General features: G+C 34.6%; 15 protein-coding genes. 9 read left to right on the top strand and 6 right to left on the bottom strand.

Annotated elements, in window-relative coordinates:
• Positions 1–31: 31 nt before the first annotated feature.
• Entirely contained in the window at positions 32–229 is a 198-nt protein-coding gene (locus tag JKP34_RS09475) for a hypothetical protein (RefSeq protein WP_201920185.1), read from the bottom strand.
• A gap of 9 nt (positions 230–238) precedes the next feature.
• Positions 239–4555, bottom strand: a complete 4317-nt coding sequence (locus JKP34_RS09470) for a T9SS type A sorting domain-containing protein (RefSeq protein WP_201920182.1) — start codon at positions 4553–4555, stop codon at positions 239–241.
• A gap of 366 nt (positions 4556–4921) precedes the next feature.
• On the opposite strand from JKP34_RS09470, the gene JKP34_RS09465 reads away from it, so the two are divergent.
• From JKP34_RS09465 to JKP34_RS09455, 3 genes are all read left to right on the top strand, one after another.
• Positions 4922–6754, top strand: a complete 1833-nt coding sequence (locus tag JKP34_RS09465) for a cation:proton antiporter (RefSeq protein WP_201920179.1) — start codon at positions 4922–4924, stop codon at positions 6752–6754.
• A gap of 45 nt (positions 6755–6799) precedes the next feature.
• Positions 6800–7165, top strand: a complete 366-nt coding sequence (locus JKP34_RS09460) for a BlaI/MecI/CopY family transcriptional regulator (protein WP_201920176.1) — start codon at positions 6800–6802, stop codon at positions 7163–7165.
• Positions 7166–7335: 170 nt separating this feature from the next.
• Positions 7336–7791: a hypothetical protein gene (locus tag JKP34_RS09455; RefSeq protein WP_201920173.1), complete on the top strand. Its 456-nt coding sequence runs from the start codon at positions 7336–7338 to the stop codon at positions 7789–7791.
• Here JKP34_RS09455 and JKP34_RS09450 read toward each other — a convergent pair.
• From JKP34_RS09450 to JKP34_RS09440, 3 genes are all read right to left on the bottom strand, one after another.
• Complete coding sequence (locus JKP34_RS09450; protein WP_201920170.1) at positions 7775–8269, bottom strand: hypothetical protein; 495 nt, start codon at positions 8267–8269, stop codon at positions 7775–7777. The two genes, JKP34_RS09455 and JKP34_RS09450, sit on opposite strands and share 17 nt — an antisense overlap.
• A 50-nt stretch (positions 8270–8319) precedes the next feature.
• Positions 8320–9843 carry a SpoIIE family protein phosphatase gene (locus JKP34_RS09445; RefSeq protein WP_201920167.1) on the bottom strand — a complete coding sequence of 508 codons (1524 nt, stop codon included), beginning with the start codon at positions 9841–9843 and terminating at the stop codon, positions 8320–8322.
• A 62-nt stretch (positions 9844–9905) separates the two neighbouring features.
• On the bottom strand, positions 9906–12083 hold the full coding sequence (locus JKP34_RS09440; RefSeq protein ID WP_201920164.1) for a carotenoid oxygenase family protein: 2178 nt from the start codon (positions 12081–12083) through the stop codon (positions 9906–9908).
• Positions 12084–12271: 188 nt separating this feature from the next.
• Here JKP34_RS09440 and JKP34_RS09435 point away from each other — a divergent pair, with 188 nt between their 5' ends.
• The gene (locus JKP34_RS09435; RefSeq protein WP_201920162.1) at positions 12272–12997 is read left to right on the top strand and encodes a head GIN domain-containing protein; all 726 of its coding nucleotides are present in this window, start codon (positions 12272–12274) and stop codon (positions 12995–12997) included.
• A gap of 13 nt (positions 12998–13010) precedes the next feature.
• Here the strand turns inward: JKP34_RS09435 and hisB are convergent, their stop codons facing one another.
• Positions 13011–14108, bottom strand: coding sequence for a bifunctional histidinol-phosphatase/imidazoleglycerol-phosphate dehydratase HisB (hisB, locus tag JKP34_RS09430; RefSeq protein ID WP_201920160.1), 1098 nt, complete (start codon positions 14106–14108; stop codon positions 13011–13013).
• A gap of 218 nt (positions 14109–14326) precedes the next feature.
• Here hisB and JKP34_RS09425 point away from each other — a divergent pair, with 218 nt between their 5' ends.
• The 5 genes from JKP34_RS09425 to JKP34_RS09410 all read left to right on the top strand — a co-directional run bounded on the left by JKP34_RS09425 (position 14327) and on the right by JKP34_RS09410 (position 23044).
• A complete protein-coding gene (locus JKP34_RS09425; RefSeq protein WP_201920158.1) occupies positions 14327–16543 on the top strand; it encodes a sodium-translocating pyrophosphatase in 2217 nt (738 codons plus the stop codon).
• Between the two features lie 146 nt (positions 16544–16689).
• Positions 16690–18621: a GAF domain-containing protein gene (locus JKP34_RS09420; protein ID WP_201920156.1), complete on the top strand. Its 1932-nt coding sequence runs from the start codon at positions 16690–16692 to the stop codon at positions 18619–18621.
• Positions 18622–18981: 360 nt separating this feature from the next.
• On the top strand, positions 18982–19107 hold the full coding sequence (locus tag JKP34_RS18290; RefSeq protein ID WP_262895657.1) for a hypothetical protein: 126 nt from the start codon (positions 18982–18984) through the stop codon (positions 19105–19107).
• A 12-nt stretch (positions 19108–19119) separates the two neighbouring features.
• Positions 19120–19635: a glycine-rich domain-containing protein gene (locus tag JKP34_RS09415; protein ID WP_201920153.1), complete on the top strand. Its 516-nt coding sequence runs from the start codon at positions 19120–19122 to the stop codon at positions 19633–19635.
• Between the two features lie 142 nt (positions 19636–19777).
• Positions 19778–23044, top strand: coding sequence for an ATP-binding protein (locus JKP34_RS09410; RefSeq protein WP_201920151.1), 3267 nt, complete (start codon positions 19778–19780; stop codon positions 23042–23044).
• Positions 23045–23063 lie beyond the last annotated feature (19 nt).

The following is a 23063-nucleotide window of genomic DNA, read 5'->3' as shown; positions in this document are numbered from 1 at the left end:
GCTTTTTAATTCTTACACTTCTATATCTAAATTATTTAGATTTCTTTTTATCATAAATCTTCTTCGCACCAAATGCAGCACCTGCAGCAATTAAATACTCTATTCCGGTAATAGGAACCGGATTATCATCTGGTGGATCCGGTGGACCAGGTTGAGCACTAGCTACTGATATATTAACGACTAATGTTATTAAATATCCTAAAATTATATTTATTAGTATCCTATTCATTGTTCTTAACTATTGCTTCACAATTCGCTTGGTTACTACACCTTTTTTTGTGGCAATTTCAATTAAATATATTCCTGATTCTAAATAACTCATATCTAACTCAGAGTGATTGCTTAACTTTTTGTTAGATGAAATAAACTTCCCTGAAAGATCAAATATAGTAATTTCCATAGAATCAATTTCACTATCCTCGAAATCTACCGTCATATTATTTTCTACCGGATTCGGATAGATTGATAATTTATTACTTAGTTCTTTATTAACAGACAAGACACTTTCATCAAATGTAATTGCGTCACTCACATGACTACATAACTTACTAAAGACCTCAACTTTGTATTCTCCCGAATTTTCTACTATTAAGATTTTGGATGTTTCACCTTCCAGCAAAACATCATCTTTGAACCATTGATAGGCTTCTGCATTTATCGAGGCTTCCAGAATGTTATCAGAAACAATAACCTCAGGTTTATTTATTGAGTCTAAGGTAACATTAAAGGTCAGCTCATTTGAAATACAACCATTCTCCGAAACTGCATTAACAGAATATGTACCACTTACTTCAGGAACAAACTCCATAAGCCCATTTGTGCTTGTTAAAATTGTCTGATTTTCATTACTCAACTCGAATGACGCTGCGGATACGTTATATTGTACATCTAACACTATCTCTTCACCTTTACAGATACTGATATCATCTACTCCATTGATCGTCATTTGCTCATGGACCATTACGCTAATTGGCTGATAATTAAAACTCTGACAATCTCCATATTTAGCAATTATTTCAATCTTGTTTTCTCCTATGTCTAATAATGAATCAGGCAAAGAAACAACTAACTCACCACCATTTCCCTGAACTGTTTGAATTTCAACACTACCTATTTTGAATAAGTATGAAACTTGAGCTTGTGTACGTAATGATATATTTGCAGCAGTGATATCACAGCTCTCACTCCCTTTTATTGAAATAGATTCATCTATTTGGAAAGTATCATAAAAAATGTCAACCGTTTGATCCAAATACACAGCATTACAGTTTTCTTGAACAGCCAAAACATCAATACTATTATCTCCTGATTGTAATAAGTTAACATTTAGTCGCCCTTCAAACATTTCTCCATTGCCATTAACTGTATCTATGGTGTCGGAACCTTGAATTAGGTAATAACTAATACCATTCTGCGTATTTATAGAATAATCTGCATTATCTGCACTATAACAAATATTTGATCCAGAAACAGCTCTACTCTTATCAATTGGGGAAGATACTTCAACAGTAAATGAATCAATTTCAACAGTATCACAAAGAGCATTAGAAGCTTTAAGAGTGTATTGGTTTAAACCTTCATTTAATTCATCAGCTAATAAGCTTAATTCCGTTTGTCCTGAATCAAATGACTCAACTAATTGACCTGATTCGTTGAAAACATAATAATTTGTATTATTCTCTAAAGTTGGTAAATCAATATTAATTGATTCGTCAAAACAGCTAGTTACATCCGAAATATTGAAGGAAGTAGGTGCATTTTTTACAAAAACTAACTCAAATCTATCTTTATTTGCGGTTTCACCTGAATCCTCAATTTCAAAACTAACCAAGCTTTCATCATCAATGAACTGAGAGTTTCCCGTTTTGTGATCAATAAGCTCAAACTGATATTCTTCAATATTTGCTAATCCGTTAAAGTCAATTTGATAATTCACTCCAACTTTTAATTGTTCTAAATCAATAAATAAAGATCTTCTGCAGCTGTCAGATGAATTTATAGCCGCCATTCTATTTACCTTCAAAGACTTTCCATCATTAGACAGCGTAGAGATTGTTTCATAAGTATTTAACAAACGCGTTGCATCAAAAGCTGGCTCATAATTATCTGTTGCACCTTCTGTAAAATGAACTATTGAAATATCATCATAATTTGGAGTCTTCAAAATTATTTCAAATCTCTCAAGAGATTCTTCTCTATAAAAGGTTGGAGTAGTACCTACCACTTTTGTCGATTCACTAGCAGTAACTTCAGCTGAACCACTTGTTGCTCTTACCCAAAAGCCTTGTCCCTGAGGAATTAATTGTTCGCTACTAGCATCATACGCTATGAAGTTCCCATTATTTGAGTTATAGACATAAGCAGTAGACCCTTCAATATCAGTCTTTCCCCAATTTTGCCAATCAGATGGGGCTGGATAAGGATTTGCCACTATATGCCAACCTGCATCAGGGTCAGTTCCTGTAAAGGAAAGTGATCTTGAAAAGTCCCCTGAAAATACTGAACCGGAACCATCAATGGTCACTGGAATTATTCCTGGATACGTATATAAGTAATATCCTTCTCCTACACTAAATGATTCTGAGTTGTTCGAGTTTGGAAATGCCACATAACGTTCATTGAGATTTAAACCAGCACCAGCTGATTCGTTATATGCATAAAGTGATGGATTATTGTCAAAACCAGTACCAGTACTTCTACCTGTAAATGTACCCGTAATAGGCATCTCAGCTTGAACGTCAGAAACTGTTACCCCAGTCATCGGGAAACCGATCACATGATAAGCATTATCACCAGCATCCGTGGCATATAGCGCTCTTTGAACAGTTAATTCTCCTGTTAGTGAAGAGGTACCTGGAATTTGGCCTATATAAGCATCTTTACTAGATGTAGAAATTAAGATCACTTGACCTGAGCCACTACCATCTAAATCTAATATTGTATTAGCATCAACAGTAATTCCGTCTTCAACAGCTACTGAGGCGTTATTAACATTTACAGTACCTCCACTTACATTTAAATTGAACAATGAAAGTGCACTAGAACCACCAATGCTTCTTGTGCCAGTTCCTGTCATATTAACAATACCGCTATTATTATTAAAAGTACCATTATTAATAAATACGCCAGAAATATTTAAATCACCAGAAACAGGATTCGGAGCTGTTAACGTATTTGTCACAGTCAAATTCCTAAACTCTCTAGATCCAGATCCAAGAAATTCTGTTATACCATCAAATTCGAATATTCCTGGATCACTACCTGCAATCAAAGTGCCATCGATCCTCATATTGCCAGAAACATTAATATCTTGATCACTTGGATCGAATGAACAGCTCGGATCAACATCTAACTCACCATTAATGTCAACTCCAATATTGCTTAAGCTCAGACCTAACGTATTACTTACCCTTAAACCAGCTCCGAAAGTTGTTAAATTATTACCATTTATAGATTGGGCACTTGTGCCGTTAAATATAACTAACTGTGTAGCATTCCAAGTACCATTATTCACGTAGCTTCCTGATAAACTTATAGGATTACTGTTTGACGAAGAGTTGAAAGTTACATTGGCTGAATTAATCCTGAATGCTCCCGAAACAACAAATGTATTTCCAGACTGTAAAGTTTTAATAGATGATGATGCCGGAGAGCTTAAAGTTAAATTTCCATAGGTAGTAGCTCCTACTACTTGATCAGCACTTGCTCTGTAATTGACAGTTGAAGCGGCATCTATATTAAAAGACCCTGTTGGGAAAGTAGATTGATACCACCATCCTTGTGTTTGATTTGAGCCGTTAAAATTAACGTTAAATAAACCCGAACTGCTTAAGTCAAAATCAACAGAATTTATATAACCAGAAACACCAGTACTGACTGTACCATTAATTGTAACATTACCAAACCGAGAGCTATTAGAACCATCTCCATTTATTGCTCCATTAACTGTTAAAGTTGCTCCACTTTCTACTACTAAATTAGAATTTGCATTTGGGTTTGAAAATATATTTGATGCTCCTAAAGTTAAATTTGTTCCACTGGCAATTGTTAAATCTCCTCCATCAACCGCAATATTAGAATTAATTGTCGTAGAGCCTCCAGTATCGAAAGTCAAATTATTAAAAGGTGACGCTGATGACCAGTTGTTTATAACAGCAGACCCAGTTCCAGCAATTATTACAGAAAGATTTGGCGTATTCTCTATTATTTGAGCTGAAGGACTACCTGTGCTTGAAAGACTTAAATTAATTGTAAGGCTGACCGGAATAAAGGTAAAAAAAGGGTCATTGTAATAAATTGAATTGGCCACTGAATTGGTTACAGTCAGTCGATCCACAATTATATCCCCATCTATTGGATTTAAACCAATTTGAAACCCACTAGTTATCGCTACATCCCCCGAACCAGGTATTCCTGCACCCGGAGTACCACCAGGACTAGAAGCCCACGTATTAGGATTACCCCAATCACCGTTTGCAACAGCAAAAAAAGTTGCTGCTTTTAGATTACTAGTTAAAATAAAAAGTAAAAAAATGAGAATGCTCCCCTTCTTCATAATATTTTATATAATTAACAAAGGCTAAATAATAGCTTAATCCGTAAAGGTAAAATAAATCTTACCCAAGCCGTAAATAATAAGCTAATAAACCTTACATCTTATCGAAAAATAGCAAAATATCTATAATAGTTTATCCAAAACCATAATTATCTACGAATAAAGTACTTTTACAGATTTCTATTTTGTCAAGTAATCAGAGGAAAACTAATTTTAAGATATGTTTCTTTTTAAAATACTATATAACAATTAGCCTCCTTATACATTCTTATTGATTCAGTTCTCCTACTTTGATTTCAAAACAATAATCAATAGTTACAGAATTTTACTTATTTTAGGATTTACTTTTTACAAAAATCAATAAGAATGTTAGAACTAGCGGGCATTTTAGTATTAGGAGTAGTTGCACAGTGGCTTGCATGGAAAATCAAGCAACCTGCCATTTTACCTCTAATTATTATAGGCTTGTTAATAGGACCTATTTCAACCTTTTTCACGCCTGATGGCAGTAAGTTGCTTGATGGTGATCAAATCTTTTCGGGAGATTTGTTGTTCAGCTTTGTTTCACTATCAGTTGGTGTAATACTATTTGAAGGAGGCTTAACCCTTAACCTTAAAGAAGTAAAAACGGTAGCTTCAACTGTTAGGAATTTATTAATTATAGGTGTGCTTATCACTTTTATTGGAGGTGGACTAGCAGCTTACTTAATACTTGACCTTAGTGTTTCTATAGCTTTATTATTTGGTGCACTCATAATTGTAAGTGGGCCAACGGTTGTGCTCCCAATTTTAAGAAATGTTAAACCCAACGCAAAAATAAACACCATCCTTAAATGGGAAGGTATTTTAATCGATCCTCTCGGTGCCTTAATTGCTGTATTAGTTTATGAATTTATCAAAAGCTCATCAGATGGTAATTACTACACCGTTGAAGCTCTCAAAGACTTCTTCATCACCATTTCAATAGGATTCTTTATTGGTGGAATTGGTGCTGTGTTTATATGGTATTTAATCGGTAAAAATAAAATCCCTGATTACTTAAAAAATGTCTTCACTTTAGGCATGGTAATATTAGTATTTACCGTTGCTGATATCCTTCAAAAAGAAGCCGGTCTTTTAGCAGCAACCATTATGGGTATTGTATTGGCCAATCTAAAACTCGATGATTTCAAAAAAATACTCTCCTTTAAGGAAGATATAAGTCTTATTCTAGTAACCTTATTATTCATTCTGCTGTCATCCAGAATAGAAATTGTTCAGATAGAAAAGCTTGGTACAAGAAGCCTTTTATTATTTGCCGTAGTTATTTTTATCATAAGACCTTTAGGTGTTTGGTTAAGCTCAGTAGGTTCAAATTTGAGATGGCGAGAAACCTTGTTTATTGCCTGGATTGGTCCTCGAGGAATAGTAGCAGCCGCTGTTGCTTCTCTATTTTCTCTTGATTTGATAAATTCAACAACTAATTCAGCAGAGATAAGATCAGATGCCGAATTACTGCTACCATTGGTATTCTTAGTAATTGTGGGAACTGTAGTTATACAAGGCACAAGTGCTAAATGGATTGGTAAACTTTTAGGTGTATTAAGAAAGGAGCCTCAGGGTGTACTATTTGTAGGAGCCAACGAGCTATCTAAAAAATTGGCTAGTTTTCTAAAAAAAGAAGGATTCTATGTGCTTCTGGCTGATACAGCCAAACATAATGTAAAAGAAGCTCGCAAGCTTAACCTACCTGTTTATGAAGGTAATGTGCTTTCTGAAGAAATTTTTGAGGAAGTGGACCTATCTCAAATTGGTAAATTGATGGCCGTAACCAGCAACTCAGGCCTTAATACATTGGCTATGAACTGGTTCGATTCTGAGCTTGGAGAACAAAACACCTACAGACTTGTAAGTAAAGAAGAGGCTGAAAATGAAAATATCCCATTACCGAAAAATGTGCTCTTCAAATCCAGGTTAGATTATTTAAGCCTCAATCAGCTTATGCGTAGCAATGAGGATATTTCTGAAGTCAAATTCTATGGAGAAGCTGAATATGAAGAATTCATTGAAGAAAAAGGGAAAACAATAATACCGCTATTTATTATTGATGCTGATAAAAAGTTACATATTATTTCTGGCTATCCTCATGAGGTAAACAAAGATGATCGTTTAATTTTTCTGAAAAATAAAAACTATAGTATGGATGAGGTTTCCAACTAGCTAAATTGTTGAAAACACTACCAAAAGTTAAAAATAAAAATACCCGTGTCACAATTAACAAAAGCTGAAGAACAAATCATGCGAAAACTGTGGAGCTTGAAAAAAGCTACTGTTCGTGAAGTTCTTTCAGAATTACCAGAACCAAAACCTGCATACAATACCGTAAGCACAATCATTAGAATACTTGAAAAGAAAGGAATTGTAGATCATGAAGGATCAGGCAAGACTTTCACCTATTTCCCTTTGTTAAAACAAGAGGATTATAAAAAGCAGAGCTTAAAAGAACTTATTACAGGCTACTTTGATGGATCCTTTAGTAAAATGGCCTCGTTCTTTGCAAAAGAAGAAGACTTAAGCACTCATGAAATAGATGAATTGATGAAGCTACTGAATGAAAAGAAAAGTGAATAAATGCTGAAAGCTAGTTAATTAAAGCTTACATACTCAGTATTCCTTTAAATAGATGCTACAAACGATTAGATTCGAATATTAGTCGAATAACCAGACAGATTAAAAGAATAAATTAGCCTACATTTACATCTAATTAAAAAATTATCTATATTATTTGAAATTTTAATTTTATGATAATCAGGCTATTACTACTCACAACATTTCTTTTCAACATCACTTTAGATAGTAAAAAGAATTTAGCCGATGATGCTTTGCAAAAGGTTCTTGAGCTAGATGAAGTTGAATCGTTTTTCTCTAAAGCTCCCAGATTTAGTTCAAGCAGTGATCGTCAGGTACTGCTTTTAAAGAGCAAAGAAATTGAGTTAGCCAAAGAACATAAGATCAATCAAATCCCTCTTCTAATTGCTAATGAAGATGCCAAAACAGATAAAGCATTAACTGTATTTCTGCATCTAACAGAATTTAACCTAACAGAAAAAGAGGCCTTTTTAGAGTTGAAAATTCAAAATGCGGCTCTATTATATGAGGAAAAGAAGAATGTTAGACTTGAGGCACAGTTAGAAAGAAACGGTAACAAATGGGAGGTGAAAACTTATAAATTAGATAAGGTTAATATTTCCTATTAAATATCTCTGAGTAAATAAAAGCCTTTTTAACAGTATCAGGATTTTCAAAATCTTCGCGTATCTCTGCCGCTAAAGAATTATCAGACGAAGCTTGACTATAAGCTGAAAAGCGACTTTTCGTTTCCATTTTCTCTATATCAACAAGTTCATTAAGGGTCTTTAGTTTTTCTCCTTTTTCATAAAGCTCCTTTAATGTACTATCAGCATTTTCATATTCAGCTCGGCTAATTTCCTGATCTAAAGGGCGCTCTTCTGTTTCTATCCTATCGGTTTCTTCTAACACACTTTTACCTGCTTCTTTATTTTCCCCACTTAGCTCTGCAAGTATCTCTTCAAATGTTTTAGGGCTAGACTGTTCATCTTGATTCGATGATGGCCTTTTCTTTCTTGTGACAGGTTTATTCTTTTTGTTAAACGCTTTAAAGAGCGAATAAAGAATAAAGCCTACAATATAAATGAGAAATTTATAGTCTTCCATAATGGATTAAAAGTAGCAATTTGCTTCTTTAAATAATAATAGATTGACGATTAAAGCTTAAAACCTATTACCATTACATCATCTGTTTGAGCAAAACCATTTTTCCATTGTATAAATGACCGGTCCAAAACATTATATTGTTCAATGATAGGCAGCTTACTGACTTCTACAAGTAGCTGTTTAAAGCTACTAAGCATAAACTTCTTATCCTTAGTTCCGCCAAATTGATCCGCGTATCCATCAGAGAACAGGTAATAATGCATACCTTTTTGGAAAGGTACAGATTGCTTTTTAAAAGATAACAAATTCCCGTCTTCGCGTTGGCCACCTATCGTTACTTTATCACCCTTGTAAACATTAAGTTTTCCATTGACATCAATGGTTACTAAAGGACTTTTAGCTCCGGCAAATTCAATCTGCTGGTTTTCTTCATCAATAACAACCAGAGCCACATCCATACCATCTTGATTTTCACTTTCCGATTGGCGCAACATATTGTATACTCCTTCATGTAAGGCTTCTAAAATATACTCTGGTGATGTTATTTGATTACCTATTACAATTTCATTAAGGTTGGTTTCTCCTATTAAGGACATGAAAGCTCCAGGCACACCATGTCCTGTGCAATCAACCGCAGCAATCACTTTCTTACCATTTACTTCAGCAGCATAATAAAAGTCCCCAGAAACAATATCTCTAGGTACATAGTAAATGAAAGAATTAGGAAGGATAGATTTAAAATATTTTTCGCTAGGTAGCATAGCATTCTGTATCCTCTTAGCATATCTTATACTACCTATAATATCCCGATTCTGGCGTTCAATGTAATCCTTCTGCTGCTCCATAGCATCACGCTGCGACTGAATTTCCTCCTTTTGCATTTGAAGCTCCTCATTCTGCTCAGATATTTGATTACTCTTAAACCTCAAATCCTGTTGTGCTTTTATTAAGCTTTGATTTCTTTCTTGTAGCTCAAAGTGTGCCTCCTGCAAGGCTACACGATGCATAAAGTTATTCTTTAGAATATAATACCTAAATGCGGCAATCGAAAAGCAAGCGACTCCGATTACTATGAGGATGTTAACACCTCTCATTAAAAAATAATCAGCTACTGAAGCATCGCAGAAGTATGAATGCACCATGACTTGGATGGCCATTACAAAAATAAAATTAATGATGAAGTAAAAAGGCCTGAGGATTACAAGAACAGCACTTGTAAAAAATATAGTAGAAACTGAAATGATATAACCCATCCAGTCACTACAATCTACCATATAAGCACCTGAAGTGAATAGACAGAAGGCAATTATTTCAAAAAGTAGTTCGTGACTAAATTTGAATTTTTGATGTATTAAGAATACAACCGCCATTATAACGGATGGCCCAAATCGAAATAAATACCAAATATTGATATTTGGTTTTGGAACTGGTAATTCGGGAATAACACTTAATGGAAATAAAAATATAACCAATAAAGCCCCCCACTTGGCATAAATAGAGCCAATTCTTATATACTCCTGCTTCCAGGCATCAACAAGGTTTATTCCGAAACTATCAGTGAGGTTTAACTTCATTTAATCCAAGATTACTAAAATCTGTACAAATTTCTAATCATTTAAAGGCTTTTAAAAACTTTTTATCGAAAGTGTGGATAAACATGCTGATTCATTAATGATTGCACTTTTCTACGTATCCGCCTTCTTCTGATGTGTTTTATTTGTTCATTATAATCTTTCCTAATATCTAATTTATATGGAGGCTCATCAACTTCCTGAGCCTCAGCTACCCATACTGAATGTATAGTGAAAGCAAATTGTAGCTCTTCATGCTCTAGCTTTACTACGGGCCCTTTTTTCAAATTATTAGCATCAAAAAGCCATATCTCGGAAAAATAACTATCTGTATGATTATCAGAATTATCCTTACCTATTACTGTAGTTAAAACATATCCATTAAGAGATTCTGGAATATCACTATTCTCATTTCGAGACGGCACGAATTGTAATGACCACATATAGGTATCTTTCGGAAAAGAGTAGTGATCTGTCACATTCATCGAATCGGTATCAACAGTTTGTAAAATAAATGGTGCTCCCTTACTCGTGAACTCTAAGATTTGTTCTGCCTGATAAGTACGGTTTCTCTTCGGATCTTTATAAAGGTTATACATGAAATTTGTAAGCATATCATCTTGCAAACCATATGCCTGCCAGAAGATGTGTTTTATTTCCCCAACATTCTTATCAGGAGATAACATGTCACGATACGTATACAAACCTATAGCCCAGGTATGTGGGCCTGGATCGGTAGGATGATCCAAATCACCAGTTAAATGAAGAAATTTAGATTTATTTTCCCAAACGTCTCTATTAGGAACATCAATAATCACTTTACCAATCTTACTAATATCCATTTCACCGACAGCTATTAAACCGACTTTCTGGAGGTCAATAGGTTGATCATCACATTTTCGGGTATCGTAATATCTGATCCACTCAGCAGGACATGCACTACAGTTATGAGCAGTATGCACTGTTAAAACACCATCAGGATTATCATAATTAGCAGAAAAGTGAACGGTTTCAACCGGTAGTACGACTTTATGGGCTTTTACTTCCTTTTTAGGGTCAACCAAATCCTTTCTATGGATAATATATAAGGATGAATAATCATTTTGCTCACCATCCAACAAGTCTCTTAGAAACTCATCAATCTTTTGATTATTAGGAAAAGGATTATTTTGCATCACATCAAGTGTAAACTTGAAGTTTGTATCAGCTAGTAAGACGTAATCTTTACTAAAGCCAATTTGATGCATATTATGCTCAATTTCTATGGCCGAACCATCTTCATTAACAATTTTGAAAGTTTCCGGTGTTTTCTCTCCCTTCCATTTTACCAAATAAACCGCATTCTCATTAGAAAACTTACTACCAATTAAATTCCAGTAAATTCTTTTCAGCCATGCCCAGAAACCGTTCTTTTTAGGTGCTGCCTTATGTGTATAAAAGAAATCATTCACCTCCTGAACTACCTGCTCTTTACTTTCGAGTTCCTTCCACTCTTCAATACGCTCTTCTAATCGTCTTTCAATATCGGCTTCTTCATCAAAAATTAAATGGAAAATCTCTGTAGCACTCAATAAGGCTTTTGTTGTTTTAGTAAAGTTTACACTAAAAACCTCTTGAGTCTCGGGGTCATAAACCGGATGAGCACTTGTTAGCACCATCGGGAAAGGATTAGTCAAGAATGGAGGTGTTCCAGCTCTCCAAAACTTATTTTCACCAATCGGTGTGATTAGTTTTAATGAATCAGGATCAAATTCAAAAGGCCTGCCAGCGTCAAAAGTAGCCAATAACCTACTTTGCTTATCACCTGGCCGTCTGAAGGGCGTAATGGCGGTATTAAGCTGGTTTCTTGTTCCTAATTTATTAGACATCCGGGCAATTCCTTTGTTTTTAAATGCTATATCTGCCCAGGGATTATCAGCACCACTCAATTCAGGACTAGAAGCACGATCAGCATAATAACAAGGCGTTTTTAAAATACTTGTTTTAAGCTTTACCTTACCTGCATCAGTTAAATCAAACCGGTACATGTATCCATCCCCATTTATTACAGGACTACCAAATTCTTTGTTAGACTCCCCATTAGGTAGCGTTTTTGGATAAGGCAAACCTCCGGAATTTACAGTACCAGCACCTGAGTTTATAAAAACAAATCCAGATAAATCCTGAGGTATTTCGCCTTCTTTAACTTTTAATTCAACATCTAATGCTTTTCTTGTTTGGGTAAGTAAGTGTGGATGACTCATGAATTATTAATATGGTTGAGTTTTTTGGTTATGTTAGCCCCACATAAATAGCAATTTTTTTATAATAAATTAGGGTATAAACAATAAAAAGAATCGATTAAAGGTAAAAACTTACTTGGCCTTAAGCAGTTACATTATTCATTCATCGAATTATTTAATAGATTCATCTTATCAAAAACACAACTCATATGAAAAAATTAACGCTTAGTTTATTGTTCATTTTCGCAGTTATTTTTCAATTGACTGCCCAAGTAAATAGTCATAACCTTAATATTGTTGATTTCCATAGTATTAGCTGTAACTCTAAATATACTGTATATGTGAAGCAGTCAAACAAGGTGGAGGTTAAGGTAGAGGCGGTAAAAGAAATTTATGAAATTTCAGAATTTGTAGTTAAGGAAGGCGTGTTACACATTAATATCAATAAAGAGGAAAGTAACGATAAAAGTGTGCTACGTCAGATAGATGATATAAAAATACTACCTACTCTTAAAGTATATGTGTCTATAAAAGATGTTAAAGCACTTAGTGTTAACGGAACAGGCAAGATAATTACAGAAAACTCCATCGCGGCCGATGATCTAAAACTTCTGGTTGCCGGATCAGGTTCGTTAGAAGCTGATATAAAAGGCAAAACTGTGGATGCCAAGGTTGCAGGGCCAGGTCGTTTGAAGCTTTCAGGTTATGCCAATAATTTAAGACTGGATTTATCAGGCTCAGGTGATGTAGAAGCCTATGACTTTGAGGTAAGTTCTGCCGAAGTATTAAGTTATGGCTCTTCATCAGCCAATATTAATGTAACAGATAAACTAGATGCTACCATTTATGGCAGTGGGAGTATAGATGTAAAAGGAGCTACAAAAGAATTAAGTAAGAAAATTTATGGTAGTGGTAGTATTGAAAGGACTTACTAGAAGTCCTTTCCTTTTATAAAGTGCCTTTTGTTGATGGTAAATCCTGAAGACGACTTTCGTCTCGCTTAACCGCCATCTTAATAGCTCTTGCCCAACCTTTAAAAATAGCTTCAATTTTGTGATGCTCATTATCACCCTCTACTTTAATATCAAGATTACATTGAGCAGCATCACTAAATGATTTAAAGAAGTGAAAAAACATTTCAGTTGGCATATCTCCCACTTTTTCTCTTTTAAACTCGGCATTCCAATTGATCCACGGTCTTCCTCCAAAATCTATAGCCACCTGAGCTAAAGAATCATCCATAGGTAATAAAAATCCATAGCGGTAAACACCTTTCTTGTTACCTAAAGCTTTCTTAAAAGCTTCTCCTAGCGCAAGAGCCGTATCTTCTATTGTGTGATGCTCATCTACTTCCAAATCTCCTTTTACAGTAATGGATAGATCTAAACCTCCATGTTTACCCAACTGATCAAGCATATGATCAAAAAACTTAAGACCAGTATCAACTTCTGCCCTACCCTGGCCATCCAAGTTCAAAGCAATCGAAATATCCGTTTCATTAGTCTTCCTGTTTATTGAAGCCTCTCTTGCCGGTAACACTAAATATCTGGCTATTTCACGCCAATCTTTTGACGAAAGAGTAGCCTTTTCATAATCTTCTCCTATAAAGATTGATTGAGCACCAAGATTCTCTGCTAGCTGCACATCGGTTTTTCTATCACCAATAACGTAGCTATTTTCTAAGTCATATTCTTCAGAAAGAAAGTGTTTTAAAAGACCTATTCCTGGTTTTCGTGTATTCTTACCCTCATGCTCAAAGGTTTTATCAATAATGATTTCATCAAATTTAACTCCTTCAATTTCTAACTGCTTAAGCATTTTATTTTGTGCTGGCCAGAAAGTATCTTCAGGAAAAGAATCAGTACCTAAACCATCTTGATTAGTAACCATAACTAAATGATAGTCACTATTTTGCACAACAAACTGTAGTGCACTTATGGCATAAGGAAGAAATTCCAGCTTTTCCAGTGAATCAACCTGATAATCAGTTGGTGGTTCGTGTATAATAGTGCCATCTCTATCAATAAAAAGTATTCTTTTCTTCATCTGCTGTTAAATTGAAATCAAAAATAGATAAAACTTTGCCAGATGAAAAAAGCTTATTTACAATCAGTCATTATTTTATATTTCATTGGCAATATAAAAATTTACAAAAGCAATCTTTTGTAAATGACTTTAGCAGAATAATCATCTTTAACCATATTTCATTTCCATTTAATATTCATACTCCTATATTTGCAGGGTTTTGAAAAATTGTAAGAATTATGAGTAATATTATTTGGACAATACCTATCCTTGGTATTGTAGGCCTTATCGTAATGGCTATTAAATCTTCATGGGTAAGTAAACAAGCTGCTGGTGACGAAAGAATGCAGGAATTAGCTGGTTTTATTGCAAAAGGAGCCATGGCATTTCTTCGAGCAGAATGGAAGGTGATGACTTATTTTGCTATCATAGCAGGATTGTTATTAGCCTATTCAGGTACTTTGGTAGAAACTTCTTCATGGACAATCTCTATCTCATTCTTAATAGGAGCCGTATTTTCTGCATTTGCAGGATGGATAGGAATGAACATAGCTACCAAGGCCAATGTAAGAACTACTGAAGCTGCGAAAACAAGCTTAAAGAAGGCATTAAGTGTCTCATTTTCGGGCGGCACTGTTATGGGACTTGGCGTGGCTGGTCTTGCTGTATTCGGTTTAGGTTCATTATTCATTTTCTTTTATAACCTCTATGTGCTTCAAACCGGTGGTGATGTTAATGGTGTTGCCATGGAAAAAGCGCTAGAAGTTTTAGCTGGTTTCTCTTTAGGTGCTGAGTCAATTGCGCTATTTGCTCGAGTTGGTGGTGGTATTTATACAAAAGCTGCCGATGTTGGAGCCGACCTTGTTGGTAAAGTTGAAGCTGGGATTCCGGAAGATGATCCAAGAAACCCTGCTACGATTGCAGATAATGTTGGTGACAATGTAGGAGATGTTGCAGGTATGGGTGCTGATTTATTCGGATCTTATGTAGCAACAATATTGGCTACTATGGTTTTAGGTAGGGAAATTTCTTCTGCCGATGAATTTGGTGGAATAGCTCCAATCCTACTTCCGATGATTATAGCTGGTTTAGGATTAGTATTCTCTATTATAGGAACTTTCTTTGTAAGAATAAGCAAAGAAACTGACAGTGTACAAAAAGCACTAAACTTAGGTAACTGGTCATCCATTATCTTAACAATAGCCGCTTCCTATTTTCTTGTTACCTGGATGCTACCAGAAACACTATCAATAAGAGGTTATGAGTTTTCAGCGATGGATGTATTCTGGGCTATCTTCACAGGTTTAATTGTGGGAGCACTCATGAGTATCATAACAGAATACTATACTGCTATGGGTAAAAAACCTGTTCTTTCAATAGTTAAACAATCTAGCACAGGTGCCGCAACTAATATAATTGGCGGATTAGCCGTTGGTATGCAGTCAACTGTTTTGCCTATTTTAGTTCTAGCTGCAGGTATCGTAGTATCTTACACTTTTGCTGGCCTATATGGAGTGGCAATTGCTGCAGCAGGTATGATGGCTACTACGGCCATGCAATTAGCAATTGATGCTTTCGGACCAATAGCTGATAATGCCGGTGGTATTGCCGAAATGAGCGGTTTACCAGAAGAAGTAAGAGGTAGAACAGATAATTTGGACGCTGTTGGTAATACAACTGCAGCAACAGGAAAAGGATTTGCCATAGCTTCTGCAGCCTTAACTGCACTTGCTTTATTTGCAGCATTTGTAGGGCTTTCTGGAATTGACTCAATTGATATTTATAAAGCACCTGTTTTAGCTGCTTTATTCATTGGTGGAATGATTCCATTTATCTTCTCATCACTCGCTATTGCTGCTGTAGGTAGAGCTGCGATGGATATGGTTGAAGAAGTAAGAAGACAATTCAAGGAACTTCCTGGTATTATGGAAGGTACTACTCAGCCTGAGTATGAGAAATGTGTAGATATCTCTACAAAAGCCTCTATTAGGGAGATGATTTTACCAGGCGCCATCGCTTTAATAGTTCCTATTGCAGTTGGCTTTGGTTTTAAAGGAGTGTTTGAAGATACCTCTTCAGCAGAAATTTTAGGTGGATTACTAGCAGGTGTTACTGTTTCAGGTGTTTTGATGGGTATCTTCCAAAACAATGCTGGTGGTGCATGGGATAATGCAAAAAAATCATTTGAGAAAGGTGTTGAAATCAATGGTAAAATGGAATACAAAGGATCTGATGCACATAAAGCCTCAGTAACTGGTGATACTGTTGGTGACCCTTTCAAAGATACTTCAGGACCTTCAATGAACATTTTAATCAAGTTAATGTCCATTGTTGCCTTAGTAATTGCACCTCATATTACAACTATTGATCATTCAGCTCAGGCTTCGAAAGAAGATAAAGCTGAAGTTGAGATTGTAAAACCAAATTCAGAAACTGAAAAAACAGCTCAGTTTTAAAACTCGAAAAAGTTTATTAAAACTTAAAGGCTGATTCCGACTAATAGGAATCAGCCTTTTTTATTTTTATTGTATTTTCATAGGTATTATCTTATTTTTAAAAGAAGTCTAATATTTACAAATCCTATTTGTTTTAAACATTCTTTATGAGCAAGAAAGAGCAGCAAGCTACAGGTACTAACAAAGAATTTAATAGAAGAAAAATTCATAGATACATCAGAGCCGATTTCAAGACGTTACAAGGAAGAATAACTATCGGCTTCCTTTTGATTGGTTTTTTTGCCATTATTATGCTTCTTAGCAGTCACTTCATTTGGAAAAATCAACTTAAAAAAAGTCGGAATCTAATAGCCTTAAATAAGAATAGTGCTACCAGATCTGCAGAAATTCAGCAACTAGTTGATTTGACCACCATATTGACCTTTAGATATATTTCTACACAAGACGATTTCTTTCCGAAGGATATCGAAAAAAGATGGAATAAAGATATAAATGCCAAACTGGATGAGTTAGACAGCTTAACTCAAAAACTCGGTAATGATGAGGTTATTCTTTATGTAACCAAACTTACAGAACACCTACCAAAGATCAGAGCTACACAGCAAGAAGCTCTTGAGCAACAGTCTACTGAAGTGTTAAATAGTGAAGAGACGATTAATGACATCATTCATCTCACATTCCTTTCCACTAGTTTAAAAGACAAACTCAACCAACTTGAAGCCCAAGTACTAGCAGAAATAGAGGCAACAAAAGACCGGATACCCTACATTCTGGGTGTTGAATTCATTATTTCATTGATCGTTAGTACCCTGATTGCACTTTTCATCATACAAACAGTACTTCGCAGAATTAAATACCTTAAAGTCAAAATTCGTGAAATGTCGGAAGGTAATTTACCGGAAGAATTGCCTCACTCTCAAGACGAATTGAACTCTATCATCAAAGCACTAAACGAATTAGTAAGAAACTTAAAGGGAATAACACACTTTGCTGAAGAAGTAGGCAAAGGTCAGTTTGATACTGAAATTACTGTTTTTGAAAATCAGGGACACTTAGGTGAATCATTGGCTGAAATGAGAACCAAACTACAAAATGTTGCTGAGCAAGATAAAAGGCGTGTTTGGTTTAATGAAGGAGTAGCTAAGTTTGGCGATATCCTCAGGAAAAACAATGATAATATTGAAGACCTTTCAGCTAAATTGATAAGCGAGCTTGTAAATTATACCAATTCTAATCAAGGTTCTATTTTTATCGTTGATAACCAAGACGAAAGAAATATTAAGTTAGTGCTAAAGGGCGCTTACGCCTATCAGAGACAGAAATATGTTGAGAAAGAATTAGCACCAGGTCAGGGATTAGTTGGGCAAGCTTACTTAGAAAGAGATCACATATATCTTTCTGAGATTCCGGAGGAATATATTTCAATTCGTTCCGGTTTAGGAGAAGCACCTCCTACTCATTTATTGATCAGCCCAATGAAGCTAAATGATGAAATATTTGGTATAATAGAACTCGCTTCTTTTAAGCCTTTTGAGCCATATCACATTGAGTTTATTGAAAAAGTAGGTGAAAGTATAGCCTCAACTATTCAAGGTCTTCAAGTTTCCTTAGAAACAAAGAGCCTGTTAGAGGAGTCACAAATGAAGGCTGAACAGCTACAGGCTCAGGAAGAAGAAATGAGGCAGAATGCCGAAGAGCTAGAAGCTACTCAAGAAGAAATGGAACGACAAGGGCGTGAAATTGGTGCATTCAAAAATGCTATTTCTCAATCAGCAATGATTTTTGAAATGGAGCAAGACGGATCGATTACTTCTGCCAATCCGGTGGCTGAAAGTAAAACCAAATTCACAAGTGACGACCTCATAAATAAACAGTTCAGTTTACTTGATAGTAATTTCATCACTGATTTACCGGAAAAAGTACTTCCAGCACTTCAGGCAAACGAATCATTTAAGAAGATCGATAAAATATCCAGAAAGGATGGGACTACATTTGAAGCTTATTTTGACTATATGCCTATTGTAGACGAAAACCAGCAAATGAAAAAAATTATGTGTATGGCATTAGAGTTGCCTTAACTACTATCTTAAAGAACCATCAAAATAAAGGGCAGCATCACAGGATGACTGCCCTTTTTTATACATATTATTTTATTTAGGCCAAGTTCAAATCTTGAAATAATCCTTTTATAACTAATCAAAGATTGAAGTTATTTTTCAAAAAAAATATACAGTTCTGTATTTTTCAATTCAGCAGAAATAATTACATGTATAATTTAATATCTATCTGTTTTAATTTTGCCAAAATTAAAAATATCAGAATTAAATAAATCAAAATAAATATCATAAAAAACTGATTTTCAACAACTTATTTGTATTTAAAAAAGTGATAGCTACTTTTGCACCCGAAACAACACAAACCAATAAAATTAACTTAAAATGAACAACATTACATCAAAGGGAGCACAAGAGGTTAAACTTTCAAAAGAAGAATTAATCGACAGATTAACTAAAAAAGCACAGCCAAATCAGGCACCAGTTTGTATGCCAGTATGTACAGCATAAAGCTTTAAAGCTATGTTTTTAACAGAAACCGTTAACAGAACTTGTTCTTTAGAGGAAGCTTTGGATTTTGATAATAGTTCTGATGTTATTGCTGGCTTTATGAACAGGTACAATGTTAGTGAAGCAGAGGCTGAAGCGATTTTTGAAGAAACAAAAAAGTGGCTCTGGTTAGCTGCAAAAGCTAGTGAAGAAGAAAAATTTTCACTATCGATTGATAAGCCTTTGGCGATCATCGATGAGATGTGGCATAATTTTATTCTACATACTAGGTCATACCATAAATATTGTATGGAGAAATTTAGAAAATTCATACATCATGAGCCAACCTCTACAAAGGCTAAATTAGCCTATCAGGAAAAAGTTAGCGAAAACCCTACAGCAGAAATTAAAGCTTGGAAAGATCGCTATCAAAAACAGCTAGCCTACATTTATGATAATTTAGGAGCTGAAACTGTAGTTAAATGGTATGAAGAGTTACCTTCAAAATATAATCCAACATACTTAGAAACATTAAAAAAGAGATCTTAGGGTCTCTTTTTTTATTATTCTTCCCAAAGTATTCGATTTATTTTTTTGCAAGCTAAGAGTTAAATCCTACCAATTTTATCCTTAGATTACGATTTAAAATTCTTTAAAAGGGTTTATCAAATACGTAAGTGAGATTTATACAATGCGGATATTTATAACTTTAGTAATAGCGTTATTTATTATTAACAGTTGTTTTAGTCAGTCGTTTAAAGCACCCTTTACTACAAACCTCAGTACAGATCAATTAAATCTATCCCCATCAAATATTGATCTCCAGCAAGAATCAACAGGTAAAATATTTATAGGCAATATTGAAGGTTTGATTGTGAAATCAGGTAAAAACTATGAACCATTCAATATAAATCAAAACTCGGTCATTAATGGATTATTCTGTACTTCTTTAAACCAAATTTATTTCGCTTCTAACAAATCATTTGGTTATTTCAAATCAAACTTAAGAGGTCAGCTTAAAACTCAATTTATTGAGACAAATGCTGAAACACGAATTAGAAGAATTCAAGGTTTAAATGATTCAATAGTTTTTTTATCAAGAGAAGCTCTTTATATATATCATAAAGGTAATTTAAAAGAATTAAAGTCTTACTCAAGGCATAATCAGAATATTCTTGTTTCTGAAAACAAGATTTATGTTAAAGAAGTAAATGAACCTATCAAATACATATATAATGATAAATTAATACTTACAAAAGACACTCTTTTCAAACCAGAATACTTATTGGCTGTCCCCTTTTCATTTGGTGGTAAGTCATATTTCTTTTCCCATCCAGATTATGAGTTATTCGTCTTGAATGACTCCCAATTAACTATTAAAAATATTTTTCTAGACCGGTTATTAAGAAACCAAATAAAGAAAAGCATCCCATACAATGCATTACAAATAGACTCAACCCTGGCAATTAGTACTAGAAAAGAAGGTGTTTTAATACTTGAAGAAGATAGCACCTACTATTTCCTTAATGAATCTAATAGATTAATTTCAAATATTACTGCCGGTATTACAAAGGATACTCAGGATAATTTATGGATATCTACGCAAAATGGTATAGCCATAAGTGAAATTATATCTAGATGGCAACATTGGAATACGTCTAATAATCTCCCTCTTTTTATTAACCGCGTCATCAAAGCTAATGGTAATACTTATATATCTAGTATGGAAGATATGTTTCTAAAGAAAAATGATAAATGGGTTAAAGTTGATAACCTAAAGGGAAGAGTTTTTGGACTTGGAGTATTAGACTCAATATTTTTGGCTGCAGCTCCTGACCAAGGTTTATTTCAAATCAAAGATTCAGTAGCGGTAAAGGTTACCGACATTAACAATCCCTGGACTACAGACTCTTATGAAAATGGTAAAACCATAATCCCTTCAGAGGACAATGGTGTTTACGTCTTGGATAAGAATCTTAAAACAAAGTTAATAAATAACACTAAAATAGGAACGCCTTATACCGTTAAATACATAAATGATTCCACAGCCTGGCTATCCATCAAATGGGAAGGACTTTACAAAATAAATTTAAAACAAGATACAGCGACATTAGAGTTCTTTAATGAAAAGCATGGAATCCCAAAGACAAGCGAAATAGATATTATAAAGCTTGAAAATAACTTGGCAGTATTTGCCACTTCTAAAGGCTTCTATCAGTTAAACCCTCACCCTAATAAAGACTCAACAGATTTTTTTATCCCCGTTCCTTATCTGAATATTAAAAAACCTATTCTAAAGGCTGCTGTAGACAACCAACAAAACATATGGTACGCTACTACCAACAGCTATAATGAACAAGTGATCAAAAAACTAAAACACCTTGCACCTAATAAATATGAGGATGACAGCCAAGGACTTCAACGGTTTCCTAATCAAATTGTGAATCACATATATCCTGACCCTGATGAAGTTGGTGTTATATGGATAGCAGGAACTAAAGGCCTTTATAAATATGATGAAAATATTGATGTAGACTTTACCCTTCCGTTCAAAACAATCATGAACAGAGTTTCAACTGGTGATTCGATCATTTTTCATGGATTTTATAGTGTAGAGAATGAAACCGGTGCACCCTCTTTTGTAGATTATCAACCCGATGCCTACATCCCAACTTTAAGCTATTCCAACAATAATATTAAATTCGAATTTTCCAGCAGCGCCTACACTTATGAAGAAAAAAACACTTATTCCTACTATTTAAAAGGAGTTGATGAAAGCTGGTCAAACTGGAACAGAAGAACCCAAAAAGAGTACAGCAACCTCGCTCCCGGTAAATACATTTTCCAACTTAAGTCAAAGAACTTGTATGGAACAGAAGGCAAACCGACTTCCTATACTTTTATTATTGAAGCTCCATGGTATCTTACGACTTGGGCTAAAATTTTCTTTATAGTTGCAGGTCTCCTAGGTATCTGGGTAATTGTGATGCTATATAATTACAGGTTAAGGAAACATAGAAAACACCTGAAACTATTGGTTGCAGACAGAACTTTTGAAGTATTATCGCAGAAAAAAGAAATTGAACTTCAATACAAGAAGCTCTCCGAGCAAACTGAGGAGCTAAAACTTCAAAGTGAACAAATAGAATTAAAAAATCGAGAACTTGAAGAGAGTCAGGAAGAAGTGCTTCAAATTAACGATACTCTCGAAGAACTCAACAAACAGCTAGAGAAGAAAGTTGAAAAACGGACGGCTAAGATTAAGTTGACGCTGGAAAAACTAAAGCAAACTAACAAAGAGCTCGACACATTCATTTACAAAGCCTCACACGATTTAAAAGGACCACTAAGTAGGATATTAGGCTTGGCTAGTCTTGCTAAAATTGAAACGCCTTCTGTTAAGAATATACAGTATCTAGACATGATTGAACATACCTCAAAAGACATGGATCTATTGCTGTCCAAATTGACCCAGGTACATGAAATATTCAATCAACATCCTAAAATTGTTCCGCTACTTGTAGAAGAAATTATAGAAGAAATAAAATTAAAGCTTAATTATTTATATTCATCAGAGGAGTCTGAGTTCGTTTTCAACTCTACAGTAAATGAGCCTATTTATGCGGATCATCAGTTACTTTACACTGTTCTATTTAACCTAATTGAAAATAGTCTGATCTATAAAAATCCTGATGCACAAGAGCCTCATCAAATAAAGGTCTCCATTTCTAAGGAAGGTGGACAAATAAACATCAAAATAAAGGACAATGGCATAGGTATAAAAAGTGATTTGTTAGACGCTATTTTCGACATGTTTTATCGTGCTTCGGATAGATCAAAAGGTAGCGGTCTAGGTCTCTACCTTGTAAAAATAGCAGTTGAAAAGATGAAAGGATCTATTCAGGTTGAGAGTACCTATCTCAAGCATACTACATTTAACATTAAATTACCAGGCTAAAACAAAAGACTTTTCATAC

The organism is Marivirga atlantica (genome assembly GCF_016734805.1).
Taxonomy (GTDB): Bacteria; Bacteroidota; Bacteroidia; order Cytophagales; family Cyclobacteriaceae; genus Marivirga; species Marivirga atlantica.
This window is presented reverse-complemented; position numbering and strand designations above follow the sequence as displayed.